The organism is Stenotrophomonas sp. Y-13 (genome assembly GCF_046267925.1).
GTDB lineage: Bacteria > Pseudomonadota > Gammaproteobacteria > Xanthomonadales > Xanthomonadaceae > Stenotrophomonas > Stenotrophomonas acidaminiphila_A.
On the sequence record NZ_CP176501.1, the window covers coordinates 2,206,470 to 2,221,435 of the forward strand.

11 protein-coding genes and 1 pseudogene are annotated in these 14,966 nt (G+C 69.9%); 6 read left to right on the top strand and 6 right to left on the bottom strand.

The genetic code is table 11. From position 1 onward, the window contains the following. Positions 1–155 precede the first annotated feature (155 nt). A complete protein-coding gene (locus tag ACJ7VY_RS10005; protein ID WP_409475529.1) occupies positions 156–1,304 on the bottom strand; it encodes an acyl-CoA dehydrogenase family protein in 1,149 nt (382 codons plus the stop codon). A 205-nt stretch (positions 1,305–1,509) separates the two neighbouring features. Between ACJ7VY_RS10005 and ACJ7VY_RS10010 the strand changes: the two genes are divergently transcribed. The 4 genes from ACJ7VY_RS10010 (at position 1,510) to ACJ7VY_RS10025 (ending at position 7,728) form a co-directional block, all read left to right on the top strand. After that, positions 1,510–2,439, top strand: coding sequence for an ArsR/SmtB family transcription factor (locus tag ACJ7VY_RS10010; protein ID WP_161614050.1), 930 nt, complete (start codon positions 1,510–1,512; stop codon positions 2,437–2,439). A gap of 46 nt (positions 2,440–2,485) precedes the next feature. Further along, the gene (locus ACJ7VY_RS10015; RefSeq protein WP_161614049.1) at positions 2,486–3,619 is read left to right on the top strand and encodes a homocysteine S-methyltransferase family protein; all 1,134 of its coding nucleotides are present in this window, start codon (positions 2,486–2,488) and stop codon (positions 3,617–3,619) included. Next, positions 3,616–6,297, top strand: a complete 2,682-nt coding sequence (gene metH, locus ACJ7VY_RS10020) for a methionine synthase (RefSeq protein WP_409475530.1) — start codon at positions 3,616–3,618, stop codon at positions 6,295–6,297. The genes ACJ7VY_RS10015 and metH overlap by 4 nt, the downstream gene beginning before the upstream one ends. Positions 6,298–6,558: 261 nt before the next feature. Next, positions 6,559–7,728 carry an amidohydrolase family protein gene (locus tag ACJ7VY_RS10025; protein WP_409475531.1) on the top strand — a complete coding sequence of 390 codons (1,170 nt, stop codon included), beginning with the start codon at positions 6,559–6,561 and terminating at the stop codon, positions 7,726–7,728. A gap of 46 nt (positions 7,729–7,774) precedes the next feature. On the opposite strand, the gene ACJ7VY_RS10030 is transcribed toward ACJ7VY_RS10025, so the two are convergent. Continuing rightward, on the bottom strand, positions 7,775–8,656 hold the full coding sequence (locus tag ACJ7VY_RS10030) for a LysR substrate-binding domain-containing protein (RefSeq protein ID WP_104939066.1): 882 nt from the start codon (positions 8,654–8,656) through the stop codon (positions 7,775–7,777). 229 nt (positions 8,657–8,885) lie between these two features. Here ACJ7VY_RS10030 and ACJ7VY_RS10035 point away from each other — a divergent pair. Both ACJ7VY_RS10035 and ACJ7VY_RS10040 read left to right on the top strand, forming a co-directional pair. Next, positions 8,886–10,336, top strand: a pseudogene (locus ACJ7VY_RS10035) (amidohydrolase family protein). A 150-nt stretch (positions 10,337–10,486) separates the two neighbouring features. Further along, on the top strand, positions 10,487–11,707 hold the full coding sequence (locus ACJ7VY_RS10040; protein ID WP_409475532.1) for an MFS transporter: 1,221 nt from the start codon (positions 10,487–10,489) through the stop codon (positions 11,705–11,707). Between the two features lie 26 nt (positions 11,708–11,733). Here the strand turns inward: ACJ7VY_RS10040 and ACJ7VY_RS10045 are convergent, their stop codons facing one another. Genes ACJ7VY_RS10045 through ACJ7VY_RS10060 form a run of 4 tightly spaced genes read right to left on the bottom strand, consistent with a single transcriptional unit; the run spans position 11,734 to position 14,961 of the window. Then, positions 11,734–12,378, bottom strand: coding sequence for a DUF2058 domain-containing protein (locus ACJ7VY_RS10045; protein ID WP_104939069.1), 645 nt, complete (start codon positions 12,376–12,378; stop codon positions 11,734–11,736). A gap of 17 nt (positions 12,379–12,395) precedes the next feature. Further along, entirely contained in the window at positions 12,396–12,638 is a 243-nt protein-coding gene (locus ACJ7VY_RS10050) for a SlyX family protein (RefSeq protein WP_104939070.1), read from the bottom strand. After that, on the bottom strand, positions 12,631–13,980 hold the full coding sequence (locus ACJ7VY_RS10055; RefSeq protein WP_409475533.1) for a UDP-glucose dehydrogenase family protein: 1,350 nt from the start codon (positions 13,978–13,980) through the stop codon (positions 12,631–12,633). Before ACJ7VY_RS10055 ends, ACJ7VY_RS10050 begins: the two co-directional genes overlap by 8 nt. A 21-nt stretch (positions 13,981–14,001) precedes the next feature. Then, positions 14,002–14,961, bottom strand: coding sequence for an FKBP-type peptidyl-prolyl cis-trans isomerase N-terminal domain-containing protein (locus tag ACJ7VY_RS10060; protein WP_104939072.1), 960 nt, complete (start codon positions 14,959–14,961; stop codon positions 14,002–14,004). Between the last annotated feature and the right edge of the window lie 5 nt (positions 14,962–14,966).

Here is a 14,966-nt window from a genome sequence, read left to right on the forward strand (position 1 = left end):
GATTCCGCCAACGCTGCGGAGAACGTTGGTCTGCGGCTACCCTCGTTCCGGGCCCCGCTCCACGCCGCGCCCCGGCCGAGGCCAGCAGCGCGGTTGCTCAGCCACGCACCCGCCAATGGCGCGCAATAAATGCGGGACTCAACGAGAAACGGTATTCAACGCACGCCGGTTTCGCTGCGGGCGATGACCAGGCGCTGGATCTCGCTGGTGCCTTCGTAGATCTCGGTGATCTTGGCGTCGCGGAAGTAGCGCTCCAGCGGCATTTCCTTGGAATAGCCCATGCCGCCGTGGATCTGCACGGCCTGGTGGGCGATCCACATCGCCGCTTCCGAGGCGGTGAGCTTGGCGACCGCGGCTTCGGTGGAGAAGCGCTTGCCCTGGGCCTTGGTCCATGCCGCGCGCAGGGTCAGCAGCAGCGCCGCGTCCAGCTTGCACTTCATGTCGGCGATCTTGGCCTGGATCATCTGGAAGCTGCCGATCGGCGCGCCGAAGGACTTGCGTTCGCGCACGTAGGCCAGCGACGCCTCGTAAGCAGCGCGGGCGATGCCCACCGCCTGCGCGGCGATGCCGATGCGGCCGGAATCGAGCAGGCTCATGGCGATCTTGAAGCCCTGCCCCTCGGCGCCGATCACGTCCTCGGCGCGCGCCACGTAGTCCTGGAACTCGATCTCGCAGGTCGCCGACGCACGCACGCCGAGCTTGGGCTCGGTCTTGCCGCGGCCGAAGCCCGGGCGGGTAGTGTCGATCATGAAGGCGGTGATGCCGCGCGCGCCCTGCGACGGGTCGGTCATCGCGAACAATACGATGTAGCGCGCCACCGGGCCGGAGGTGATCCAGCTCTTCTGGCCGTTGATCACGTAGGAACCGTCGGCCTGCTTCACCGCGCGGCAGCGCATGGCGGTGGCGTCGGAGCCGGACTGCGATTCGGTCAGGGCGAAGGCGCCGATCTCGCGGCCCTCGGCGATCGCGCGCACGTACAGCTGCTTCTGTTCCTCGCTGCCGTGGCTGAGCACGGCGTTGCAGAACAGCGAGTTGTTGACCGACATGATGGTGGCGTGCGCGGCATCGGCGGCGGACACCTCGATGATCGCCAGCACGCTGGACACCGGGTCCATGCCCGCACCGCCGTACTCGACCGGCACTTCGATACCCATCAGGCCGTTCTCGCCGAGCAGGCGGATGTTCTCCAGCGGGTATTCGCCGGTGGCATCGTGGTGCTCGGCGCTGGGCGCGATCTTCTCTTGGGCGATGCGGCGGGCGACGTCCTGCAGCATCAGTTGTTCGTCGGAAAAGCTGAAATCCACTACACCCCTCCCAGGGCATTACGAAGTTGCGATTGTAACTGTTGCCATGACCGGCAAAGAGGGGCTGGCCGCGGCAGACGGCGCTGGGTGGACAGCGCCATTCACGTCGACCTGCGCGCCCGTTCGCCTGGCCCACGCGGGCCGCGCCTTGACCCTGCCGCGCCGCAGCAGCAAAATATCTCTCTATCTCGATAGGTAGATATTTATGGATCTGGAAGACTGGTCGACCCGCCTGAAGGTGTTCGCCGACGCCACCCGCGTGCGCCTGCTGACGCTGCTGGAGCAGGAAGAGCTGACCGTGGCCGAGCTGTCGGCCATCACCACGCTGGCGCAGCCGCGCGTGTCCACCCACCTGGCCCGGCTGAAGGAAGCCGGGCTGGTCCGCGACCGCCGCGCGGGGGTATCGGCCTACTACCGCTTCGACGACGCCGCGCTGGATCCGGCGCAGCGCGCATTGTGGCATGCGCTGAGCAACGGCAGCGACGACCCGCTGCTGCGCCAGGACGCCGAGCGGGTGCCCTCGGTGCTGGCGATGCGCGCGGCCGACCAGAACTGGGCCGACAGCGTGGCCGGCGACATGGAACGCCACTACTCGCCCGGACGCACCTGGGAGGCGCTGGCACGCAGCGCGCTGCCGCTGCTGGAAACCGGCGACGTGCTCGACATCGCCTCCGGCGACGGCGTGCTGGCCGAACTGCTGGCCCCGCATGCGCAGCGCTACGTCTGCATCGACACCAGCGCGCGCGTGGTCGCGGCGGCCAGCGAACGCCTGCGCAAGCTGCCCAACGTGGAAGTGCGCGAGGGCGACATGCACCAGCTGCCGTTCGACGATGGCAGCTTCGACCTGGTGGTGCTGATGCACGCCCTCACCTATGCCAGCCACCCGGCCAAGGCCGTGGCCGAAGGCGCGCGGGTGCTGCGCCCGGGCGGGCGGCTGATGCTGTGCAGCCTGGCCCGCCATGAGCACAAGGTGGCGGTGGAAGCCTACGGCCACGTCAACCTGGGCTTCACCGGCAAGGAGCTGCGCAGGTTCGTCGAGAAGGCTGGGCTGGAGGTATCCAGCCTGGAGACCGTCACCCGCGAGAAGCGCCCGCCGCATTTCGAGGTGATCTCGCTGATCGCTCACCGCCCCTGAGCCGGCATACCCGCCCTCGCCCCCGATTCCAGACCACGGTCCGCCCATGCACGCCCTCCCCTGGCTCCATCCCGAACGCGTCGCCCTGCTGCTGCAGGCACTCGCGCAGCGCATCCTGGTCATCGACGGCGCCATGGGCACGATGATCCAGCGCCATGGGCTGGAAGAGGCCGACTACCGCGGGCAGCGCTTCGCCGGCGGTTTCGATTCGCGCCACGACGCCCAGCCACCGGCCGCGCCCGGCACTGCCACGGCAGCGCCGCAGGCGCACGTCCACGGTGCCGGCTGCGGCCATGACCTGAAGGGCAACAACGACCTGCTGCTGCTGACCCGGCCGGACATCATCGCCGGCATCCACAGCGCCTACCTGGAGGCCGGCGCCGACCTGGTGGAAACCAACACCTTCAACGCCACCTCGATCAGCCAGGCCGACTACCACCTGCAGCACCTGGTGTACGAACTGAACAAGGCCGGCGCGCAGGTGGCACGGCAATGCTGCGACGCCATCGAGGCGAAGACCCCGGACAAGCCGCGCTTCGTGATCGGCGTGCTCGGCCCGACCAGCCGCACCGCCTCGATCAGCCCCGACGTCAACGACCCGGGCTTCCGCAACACCAGCTTCGACGAACTGCGCGCGACGTATCGCGAGGCCATCGACGGCCTGATCGACGGCGGCGCCGACACGCTGATGGTGGAAACCATTTTCGACACGCTCAACGCCAAGGCCGCGCTGTTCGCCATCGAGGAAGCCTTCGATGCGCGCGGCGGGCGCCTGCCGGTGATGATCTCCGGCACCATCACCGACGCCTCCGGCCGCACCCTGTCCGGGCAGACCGCCGAGGCTTTCCATGCGTCGGTCGCGCACGGCCAACCGCTGTCGATCGGCTTCAACTGCGCGCTGGGCGCCAGCGACATGCGGCCGCACGTGGAAACCCTGGCGCAGGTATCGGACGGCTACGTCAGCGCCCACCCCAACGCCGGCCTGCCCAATGCCTTCGGCGAGTACGACGAGACCCCGGAGGAAATGGCCGCCACGCTGAAGGAGTTCGCCACCTCCGGGCTGCTGAACCTGGTCGGCGGCTGCTGCGGCACCACCCCGGCGCACATCAAGGCGATCGCCGAGGCCGTGGCCGGGGTGCCGCCGCGGGCGCTGCCGCGGGCGCGGGAGCAGGCCGCATGAACACCCCGTCGTATACCCGCCTGTCCGGCCTGGAGCCGCTGGTCATCACCCCGGACCTGCTGTTCGTCAACGTCGGCGAGCGCACCAACGTCACCGGCAGCGCGCAGTTCCGCAAGCTGATCAAGGAGGAGCGCTACGAGGAAGCGGTGGAGGTGGCACGCCAGCAGGTCGCCAGCGGCGCACAGATCCTGGACGTCAACATGGACGAGGGCCTGATCGACTCCGAGAAGGCGATGACCCGCTTCCTCAACCTGATCATGTCCGAGCCGGACATCGCCCGCATCCCGGTGATGGTCGATTCGTCCAAGTGGAGCGTGATCGAGGCCGGGCTGAAGTGCCTGCAGGGCAAGAGCGTGGTCAACTCAATCTCGCTCAAGGAGGGCGAAGCGGCGTTCGTCGAGCACGCCAGGCTGGTGCGCCGCTATGGCGCCGCCGCGGTGGTGATGGCCTTCGACGAGGACGGCCAGGCCGACACCTGCGCGCGCAAGGTGGAGATCTGCACCCGCGCCTACCGCATCCTGGTCGAGCAGGTCGGCTTCCCGCCGCAGGACATCATTTTCGATCCGAACATCTTCGCCGTCGCCACCGGCATCGAGGAGCACGACAACTACGCGGTGGACTTCATCGAGGCCACCCGCATCATCAAGCGCACGCTGCCGCATTGCCACGTGTCCGGCGGTGTGTCCAACGTCTCGTTCTCCTTCCGCGGCAACGAGACCGTGCGCCAGGCGATCCACGCGGTGTTCCTGTACCACGCCATCCGCGCCGGCATGGACATGGGCATCGTCAACGCCGGCGCGCTGCCGATCTACGACGACCTGGAACCGGAACTGCGCGAGCGGGTGGAGGACGTGATCCTCAACCGCCGCCGCGACGGTACCGAACGCCTGCTGGAGATCGCCGAGCGCTACAAGGGCAGGAAGGGCGAGAAGAAGGCCGAGGACCTGGGCTGGCGCGACAGGCCGGTGCGCGAGCGGCTGGCGCATGCGCTGGTGCATGGGCTGGACAGCTGGGTCGAGGCGGATACCGAGGAGGCGCGGCAGCAGGCCAGCCGGCCGCTGGACGTGATCGAAGGGCCGCTGATGGACGGCATGAACGTGGTCGGCGACCTGTTCGGCGCCGGCAAGATGTTCCTGCCGCAGGTGGTCAAGTCGGCACGGGTGATGAAGAAGGCGGTGGCCTACCTGCTGCCCTTCATCGAGGCCGAGAAGCTGCGCACCGGCGACGTCGGCAAGAGCAACGGCAAGATCGTCATGGCCACGGTCAAGGGTGACGTGCACGACATCGGCAAGAACATCGTCGGCGTGGTCCTGGCCTGCAACAACTTCGAGGTGATCGACCTGGGGGTGATGGTCCCGGCGCAGAAGATCCTGGACACCGCGCGCGCCGAGAACGCCGACCTGATCGGCCTGTCCGGGCTGATCACGCCCTCGCTGGAGGAAATGAGCCACGTCGCCCGCGAGATGCAGCGCCAGGGCTTCAGCACCCCGCTGTTGATCGGCGGCGCCACTACCTCGCGCGCGCACACCGCGCTGAAGATCGACCCGCATTACGCCGCGCCGACGGTGTGGGTGAAGGATGCCTCGCGCGCGGTGGGCGTGGCGCAGTCGCTGATCTCGCCGGAGCTGCGCGGCGCTTTCGTCGCCGCCAACGACGCCGATTACGCCGACATCCGCCAGCGCCACCGCAACCGCGGCGACGCCAAGCGGCTGGTGTCGCTGGAACACGCGCGCGGCCAGCGCTTCCGCTGCGACTGGGCGCAGTACGTTCCGCCAGTGCCGGCCCGGCCCGGCGTGCACGTGTTCGAGGACTGGCCGCTGCAGGACCTGCTGCCGTTCATCGACTGGACCCCGTTCTTCAGCGCCTGGGAACTGGCCGGCAAGTTCCCGGCGATCCTCGACGACGAGATCGTCGGCACCCAGGCCAGCGCGCTGTACCGCGACGCCCGCGCGATGCTGGACACGATCATCAAGGAAAAATGGCTGACAGCCCGCGCCGTGTTCGGGCTGTGGCCGGCCAACAGCCGCGGCGACGACGTGGTGGTCTCGCTGCCCGACGGCGAGACCACCCTGCACTTCCTGCGCCAGCAGGTGGACAAGCCGGCCGAGCGCCCGGACTTCTGCCTGGCCGACTTCATCGCCCCCCAGGACAGCGGCCGGCAGGACTGGATCGGCGCCTTCGCGGTCACCGCCGGCATCGGCATCGAGCCGCACGTGGCGCGCTTCGAGGCCGACCACGATGACTACAACGCGATCCTGCTCAAGGCGCTGGCCGACCGCCTGGCCGAGGCGCTGGCCGAGCGCCTGCACCACCGCGTGCGCACCGGCTACTGGGGCTATGCCGCCGGCGAGGCGCTGGACAACGAAGCGCTGATCGCCGAGCAGTACGTCGGCATCCGTCCCGCCCCCGGCTATCCCGCCTGCCCGGAGCACAGCGAGAAGCGCACGCTGTTCGCCATGCTCGGCGCCGAAAGCATCGGCATGTCGCTGACCGAAAGCTTCGCCATGCTGCCCACCGCGGCGGTGTCCGGCTATTACTTCAGCCACCCGCAGAGCCAGTATTTCGTGGTCGGGCGGGTGTCCAAGGAGCAGGTGGCCGACTATGCGCGGCGCAAGGGCGTGGACCGGGCGCAGGCCGAGCGCTGGCTGGCGTCGAACCTGGACTACGACCCGGATTGAGCGCACGCCACGCGGATGCGCCGGCATCCGCGTGCGGGGCCTGCGCCCGGGAATCGCCAGGGCGCCGTGGCGCGGGCGACACCCCGCGGCGCATGCGGCGCACGGCACTGAGCTGCGCGCGTGGGCGTTCCTTGCACGGGCCGGTGCCGCCGGCAGCCCGCCATCACCGTGGCGAATGCCGCCCATCGCGATACTTCATTTCCGACGCGCCGACGGCGGCCCTATCGTGGCGGCCCCGCCCCCCTGCCCCGCGACACCCCCATGTTCGACCAGCTCTTCATCAACGCCATCGGCCCCGACGGTACGCCGCTGGAACTGGCCGTGGCCGGCGGCCGTTTCGCCGCCATCGGCCCGGCCCTGCCGCGCTGCGACGGCGTGGAACAGATCGACCTGGGCGGGCAGCTGGTGCTGCCGGGCCTGGTCGACGGCCATATCCACCTGGACAAGAGCTTCGTCGGCGACCGCTGGCACCCGCACCGCCCCGCGCACACCCTGCGCGAGCGCCTGTCCATCGAAAAGCAGGAACTGGCGGCCGCGCCCTCCATCGTCGAGCGCGCCGACGCCCTGGTGGCGCAGGCGGCCGCGTTCGGCACCGTGGCGATGCGCAGCCATGTCGACGTCGACGCCACCACCGGCCTGGACCACCTGCACGCGGTGAACGCGGTGCGCGAGCGCTGGCGTGGCATCGTCGACATCGAACTGGTCGCGTTCCCGCAGGCCGGCGTGCAGTCCTGCCGCGGCACCGCGCAGGTGCTGGACGCGGCGATGCGCGAAGGCGCGCAGGTGGTCGGCGGGATCGACCCGGACACGCTCGACGGCGACAGCACCGGCCAGCTCGACGTGGTGTTCGGCATTGCCGAGCGCCACGGCGCCAAGGTCGACATCCACCTGCACGAACCTGGCCTGGGTGGCGTCGAACAGTTGCGGCGCATCGCCGAACGCAGCCGCGCGCTGGGCATGCACGGACGCGTCGCGGTCAGCCATGCCTATGCGCTGGGCGAAGTGGATACCGCGCAGCTGGAGCGCATTGCCACGACGCTTGCCGATGCCGGCGTGGCGATCATGACCAATGCCCCGGGCGACCGCCCGTTCCCGCCGGTGCGGCAGTTGCGCGCGGCCGGCGTGGAGGTGTTCCTGGGCAACGACAACATCCGCGACGCCTGGTGGCCGTATGGCAACGGCGACATGCTGCAGCGGGCGATGCTGCTGGGCTACCGCTCCGGGTTCCATACCGACGAGGAGCTGTGCATGGCGCTGCAGATGGCCACCGGCGCCGGCGCGCGCGTGCTTGGCCTGCAGGGCTACGGCCTGGCCGTGGGCAACGAAGCCACCTTCCTGATGCTGGACGCGCCCAATGCCGCGGCCGCGGTGGCCGGGGTACCGTGCCGCCGCGGCATCGTGCGCCGCGGCCGGCTCGGGCCGGACGCCTGAGCGATTGCCCCGGAGCGGCACGCCCGCACCTGCGGCCTCCGCGCGCTTATGCCTGCGGCTGCGCCAGCATCTCCACCAGCATGTCGGCCAGCACCCGCACCTCGGGGTCGGCCGAGGGCCGCATCAGCAGCGCCAGTTCGATGCTGTCGATCTCCGGCAGGCCGCTTTCCACGCCCAGCACCACATGCGCCGGTGTCACCGTGCGCGCCGGCAGCAGGCTGATGCCGAGCCCATCGGCGACCGCCGCCTGGATGCCGCCGAGGCTGGAACTGGTGAAACTGATGCGCCAGCGCCGTCCCAGCGCCTCGATCGCGTCGATCATGTCCTCGCGGTACAGGCCGCGTGGCGGGAAGGCCACCAGCGGCACCGGGTCCAGTGCGAACGCGGGGCTGGCCGCGCTGTCGATCCAGCGCATCGGCTCGGGCCAGCGCGCAAGCGCCTCGCGGCTGCCGCGGCGCTGTTTGACCAGCGCCAGGTCCAGCTCGCCACGGTCGTAGCCCTCGGCCAGCGCGCGGCTCAGGCCACTGCTGACCTCCAGCTTGACCCGTGGGTGGCGCCGGCTGAAATCGGCCAACAGGTGCGTGGTGCGGCCGCCAGCGAAATCCTCCGGCACGCCCAGGCGCAGGGTGGTGGCCACCCCCGCGCCGGACAGCGCCTCGCCCAGTTCCTCGTTCAGCGCCAGCAGGCGCCGCGCGTAGCCCAGCACGGTCTCGCCGGTATCGGTGGGGCGCACGTCGCGCACGCCACGGTCGAGCAGCCGGTGCCCGGCCAGTTCCTCCAGCCGCCGCACCTTCTGGCTGATCGTGGACTGGGTGGAATGCAGGCGCGCGGCGGCGGCGGTGAAGCTGCCGCAGTCGGCCACCGTCAACAGGGCGCGCAGCAGATCGAGGTCGAACAGCACCCTATTCGATTTCGGACTGTTTTCCATCGGTACATTTCATTTCTGGATGGACGCACCGGCTTGTAGCATCGCCCCGGAGCGCATGCAAACACCCGACCGCCGCGCTGCTCCCGGCGCCGCGCGCAGCGCAGACCCGGACAGGCGGCGACCACCCCGCATCGGCTTGACGTACCGCGACCCGGCGCGTGCCCGGCCGGTGCCTGCCGCCCTCTCCTCCCGCCGTACGGGCAGCCACGCCCGCCCTGGAACGCACCGAATGAACACCACGCTCCGCCTCGCCCTTTCCTCGCTGCTGGCGCTGGCGTCGCCGGCATTGGCCGCACGCCTGGATGCCGATGTGCTGATCCGCCACGCCACCGTCGTCGATGTCGAGCACGCCCGCACCCTGCCCGGCCAGGCCGTTGCGATCCGCGGCGGCGACATCGTCGCGGTCGGCGCGGACGCGACGCTGGCCGGCCAGTGGCGCGCGCGCAGAACGCTCGATGCGCGCGACCGCTACCTGATCCCGGGGCTGTGGGACATGCACGTGCACTTCGGCGGCGGCCCGGCGCTGGTCGAGGAAACAAGGCATTGCTGCCGCTGTACGTCGCCCATGGCATCACCAGCGTGCGCGACGCGTCCGGCGACCTGCCCGGGCAGGTGCTGGCGTGGCGGGCGCAGATCGCCGACGGCCAGCTGTTCGGGCCGCAGCTGTTCACCTCCGGCGCCAAGATCGAAGGCATCGCCCCGGTCTGGAAGGGCACCCTGGAAGCTGGCGACGAGGCCGGTGTGGACGCCGCGCTGGACCGCGAACAGCGCGACCGGGTCGATTTCGTCAAGATCACCGACAGCACGCTCAAGCCGGAGCTGTTCCTGTACGCGGTGTCCGAGGCGAGCAAGCGCGGCCTGCGCACCTCGGGCCACATCCCGATGGCGCTGACCGTCGGCCAGGCCATCGACGCCGGACTCAGCTCCATCGAGCACCTGGACTACGCGTTCCAGGCCGGCGTTCCGGACGAGGCCCGGATCGCCGCTGATTTCGCCGCTGGCCGCATCGACCGCGCCGAGGCCAGCCGCCGCCTGCACGAGGGCTTCGACCGCGCCACCGCGCTGGCCGCCTATCACCGCTTCGCCGAACGCGGGGTCGCGGTCACGCCCACGCTCGACGGCAGCCGCATCCTCAGCTTCCTCGACAGCGAAGCGCATGCCGATGACCCGTACCTGCCCTACATCGGCCCGGGCCTGCGCAAGACCTACGCCTGGCGCGTGGAGCGCGCCGCCAGCGCCACGCCGGAACAGGTCCAGGCGCGGCACGCGCGCCACGCCCGGGTCGCCGCGGTGCTGCCGCTGCTGCAAGAGGCCGGCGTGCGTATCATGGCCGGTACCGATGCCGGCTTCCTCAATTCCTACAACTATCCCGGCATCGGCCTGCACAACGAGCTGGCGCTGTATGTGCGCCATGGGCTGACGCCGGCGCAGGCACTGGCCACGGCCACCCGCAACGGCCCGGCGTGGTTCGGCAGGCTGGACCGCTATGGCGCCATCGCCGCCGGCAAGGCCGCCGACCTGGTGCTGCTGGAGCGCAACCCGCTGCAGGACATCACCGCGACCAGCAGCATCGACACGGTGGTGTTGCGCGGCACCGTCTACGACCGCGCCGCGCTGGATGCGATGCTCGCCGGAATCCGTGCCCAGGTCGCCATCTGGAACGCCGAAGCCAGCCCCTGATCAGCGGATGCCTGCGGCGCTTTGGCGGCCGCTCCGGCCCCGCCCCCGCGCGGACGGCGCAAGCGCGCCTTCCGCGCGCAATACGGCGGGACGCGGCGCGGCGCAGGGCGCACAATAGGCACCCTGCTTTACGCGCCCGCGCGCCTGTTCATGACCTCCCCGACCCCGCTGCAGCCCTCGGTCCCCGTCGCCCGGCTGTCCAGCTTCTATTTCTTCTATTACGCCGCGCTCGGCGCGTTCACTCCGTACTGGAGCCTGTACCTGCAGTCGCGCGGCATGGGCGTCACCGCGATCAGCGTGATGATGAGCCTGTGGTACGCCACCCGGGTGGTCGCGCCCAGCACCTGGACCTCGCTGGCGGCGGTCTCGCCGCGCCCGATCCGCTGGCTGCGCATCGGCTGCGTGTTGACGGTGATCAGCTTCGCCGGCTTCCTGCTGCCGCAGCCGACGTGGACGCTGTACGCGGTGATGGTCGGGTTCTGCTTCTTCTACAACGCGGTGATGCCGCAGTTCGAGTCCATCACCCTCACCCACCTGGGCAGCGACAGCCACCGCTACGGCATGATCCGGGTATGGGGCTCGCTGGGCTTCATCGCCGTGGTCACGCTGTTCGGCTGGGTCATCGAACGCCATGGCGCCGGCCTGCTGCCGTGGCTGATGCTGCCGCTGTTCGTGCTGATGACCGGCGCGTCCTTCGCCAACCGCTATGCCCGCCATGTCGGCACCCATGCCGCGCACGTGCAGGGTTTCTGGTCGATCGTGCGGCGGCCGCCGGTGCTGGCGTTCTTCATCGCCGCGTTCCTCGAGCAGCTTTCGTTCGGGCCGTACTACACGTTCTTCTCGCTGTACATGGACCAGCATGGCTACAGCACCTCGCTGCTGGGCCTGATGTGGACGGTGGGCGTGGTGTTCGAGGTGGCGGTGTTCTTCCTGATCGCCGGCTTCTTCCGGCGCTGGGACGCCAGCTGGCTGCTGATCATCTCCATGGCCAGCGCCGCACTGCGCTGGTGGGCCACCGCACTGTGGCCGGAGGACCTGCCGGTGATGCTGGTGGCGCAGGCCACCCACTGCCTGGGCTTCGCCGCGTTCTTCGCCTCGGCGATGCAGCTGCTGGCGCGCTACTTCCCCGGCAACCTCAACGGCCACGGCCAGGGGCTGTTCTACGGGTTCTCGTCGGGCCTGGGCGGCGTGCTCGGCGCGCTGATCGCCGGCCAGCTGTGGCCGTTCGGTGACGGCAAGGTGGCCTTCATCGCCGGCGGCTGCTTCGCGCTGGCCGGCGCGGTGATCGCGTTCTGCTTCGTACCGGAGCGGAACCGCCGTGGACGCGGGGCGTCCCCCGCATGCCCTGGCGGGCATCGCGACGCCCGCTGAGGCAACGTGCGGGGCAAGCCCCGCACCTACCAGACCAGGTCGTCGGGTACCTGGTACATCGGGTCGGCATAGGGGTCGTCCCCGGCCGGTGCGTCGGGGTCGACCTTCAGTGCCACGGCCGGGGCGAAGATCTTCTCGGCCTCGGCCAGCAGTTCGGCCGTCACCAGCAGATAGCGCCCGTTCTGCTGCAGCACGCCCAGCTGCCCGGCATTGAGCGCCTTGAGCTGGTCGGCGGTGACGTAGATGCGCTTGATCTTGCCGCCATAGGGAAAGTGGCGGGCGATATCGGCGTCGGGGTCGTTCAGCCCCTTGTCCTTGATCAGCTCGTCCAGCCGGGCCTTGGCCTCGCGGCGCAGGCGGGCTTCTTCCTGCTTCCGGCGTTCGGCCTCGATGCGCTCGTCCTTTTCCTTCTGCGCGCGGATCGCATACGCCTTGGCCAGGTCGATGTCTTCCTGCGAACGCGGCTTGCGCGGCCCCTGCGGGCCGCCATGGGCGGGCTTGTTGCCGTGCGCCGGCTTGCCGGCATGGCCGGGCTTGCCAGCGGGCTTGTTGCCGGCCTGCGCCGGCCTGCCCTGCGGGCGGCCGTCGCGGCGCGTGTCGGGCTTGCGCTCCGGCTTGGGCGCGGGCTTGAAGCCCAGCCCGAGGAGCTGGTCGCGGAGAGTGTCGCTCATGCGTGCGGTACGTCGTATCAGTAGTGCGGGGGCGGCGGTTCGCTCGCCGGGTCGGAGGCATTGAGCGCATTGCGCACCTTGCCCAGGTCCTCGAGCAGCACGCGCAGCACGTCGGCGTTGCGGCTGCCCTGCATGCGCGCATCGGCCAGCGCTTCGCTCAGCTCGGCCAGCGCGTGCTCCTGGAAGGACACGCGCATTTCAAGTTCCACCAGGCGTTCTTCCAGGGCCTGTTCGCGGGCGCTCGGCAGCAGGTCAGACATGCAGGGAGCGCCCCCGGCCGATGCCGTAATAGGCCAGTCCGGCCGCCTCGATCTCATGCGGGTCGTACAGGTTGCGGCCGTCGAACACCACCGCGTCGCCCAGCGCCTGGCGGATGCGGGCGAAATCCGGGCTGCGGAACTGTTTCCATTCGGTGACCACGATCAGCGCATCGGCGCCTTCCAGCGCTGCGAACGCCGAGTCGCACAGCACCAGGTCGTCGCGTTCGCCGAAGATACGGCGGGCCTCGTGCATCGCCTCCGGGTCGTAGGCGCGCACCCGCGCGCCGGCCTCCCACAGCTGCGCCAGCAGGCGGCGGCTGGAGGCTTCGCGCATGTCGTCGGTATTGGGCTTGAACGCCAGCCCCCACACCGCGAAGGTCTTGCCGCGCACGCCCTCGTCCTCGCCCCGGTCATAGTGGCGCTGGACCAGTTCGAACAGGTGCCCCTTCTGCGCCTCGTTCACCGCTTCCACCGCCTCGAGCAGGCGCGGCGCATGGCCGTACTGCAGGGCGGTGCGGGCCAGCGCCTGCACGTCCTTGGGGAAGCACGAGCCGCCGTAGCCGGCGCCGGGATAGATGAAGTGCCAGCCGATGCGCGGGTCCGAGCCGATGCCCTGGCGGACGTGCTCGATGTCGGCGCCGACGCGCTCGGCGATGTTGGCGATTTCGTTCATGAACGAAATCTTGGTCGCCAGCATCGCGTTGGCCGCGTACTTGGTCAGCTCGGCCGAACGCACGTCCATTTCCACCACGCGGTCGTGGTTGCGGTTGAACGGTGCGTACAGGCGGCGCATCACCGCCACCGGCGCGTCGCTGGCGGCGCCGATGATGATGCGGTCCGGGCGCATGCAGTCGGCCACCGCATCGCCCTCTTTCAGGAATTCGGGGTTGGAGACCACGTCGAACGCGATCTCCACGCCGCGCGCGGCCAGTTCCTCGGCGATCGCCGCGCGGACCTTGTCGGCGGTGCCCACCGGCACCGTCGACTTGTTGACCACCACGGTCGGCACCTGCAGGTGCCGGCCGATGGTGCGGGCCACCGCCAGCACGTACTGCAGGTCGGCGCTGCCGTCCTCGTCCGGCGGCGTGCCGACCGCGATGAAGACCACCTGGCCATGCGCGATCGCGGAGGCGGCGTCGGTGGTGAAGGCCAGCCGCGACGCGGCATGGTTGGCCTTGACCATCGGTTCCAGTCCCGGTTCGTAGATCGGGATGACGCCCCGGTTCAGGCCGTCGACCTTGGCCTGGTCGATGTCGACACAGACCACGTCATGCCCAACCTCGGCCAGGCAGGTCCCGGTGACGAGTCCGACGTAGCCGGTACCGAAAATCGCAACGCGCATGGGTGCAGGGGCTCCGTGGGGTTACTGCAGGACGCCCAGCAGCTCGACGTCGAAGGTCAGCGTCGCGTCCGGGCCGATCGGGCCGCCCGGGGTGCCGTTGCTGCCATAGGCCAGTTCGGACGGGACCCAGAACCGGTACTTGGAACCGACCGGCATCAGCGACACGCCTTCGGTCCAGCCCTTGATCACCTGGTTCAGGCCGAAATCGGCCGGCTGGCCGCGCTGGTAGCTGCTGTCGAACACGGTGCCGTCCAGCAGCTTGCCTTCATAGTTAACACGCACGCGGCTGGTGGCCATCGGGCGCTCGCCGCTTCCGGCGCGCAGCACCTGGTACTGCAGGCCCGAGGCGGTGGTCACCACGCCCGGCTGGGTCTTGTTCTTGGCCAGGAACGCATTGCCTTCCTCGCGGTTCTTGCCGGCGGCGGCGGCCTGCTTGGCGGTGCTGAACGCCTGCAGCGTGGCCTGCGCCTGCTGGCGGTCCATCAGCGGCGTGCCCTTGGCGAAGATGGTGCCGATGGCCTGGAACACCGCGTCCAGGTCGATGTCGCCGCGGATCGGCGCCAGCGACGGGCCGACGGCGTAGCTGCCCAGCATCAGGCCGACCTTTTCGCGGTCCACCGCCGGCGGCTGGCTGCCCGGCGCCATGCCCGGCACCTGCTGGCCGGAACGGATCATCATCGCCATGCGCAGCGCCTGGTCGGTCTTCTGCGCTTCTTCCTGCGACAGCAGCGGCTGGCCGCCGGCGAAGGCGTTTTCCACGGCACGGCGCAGCGCGGCGACGTCGACTTCCGAGGCGATGGGTTCGAACGAACTGGCGACGTCCACGCCGATGGCATAGCCGATCTTTTCACGTTCCGAGGTCAAAACGGACTTCTCCTTGGTGGCCGCCGGGGCGGCAGGTTGTTGCGCGATCACGGCCGCGGGGACCGCCAACGCCAGAATCATCAGCGACGCCACGGCGCCGCGCTTTCCCATCTTCATTCGCT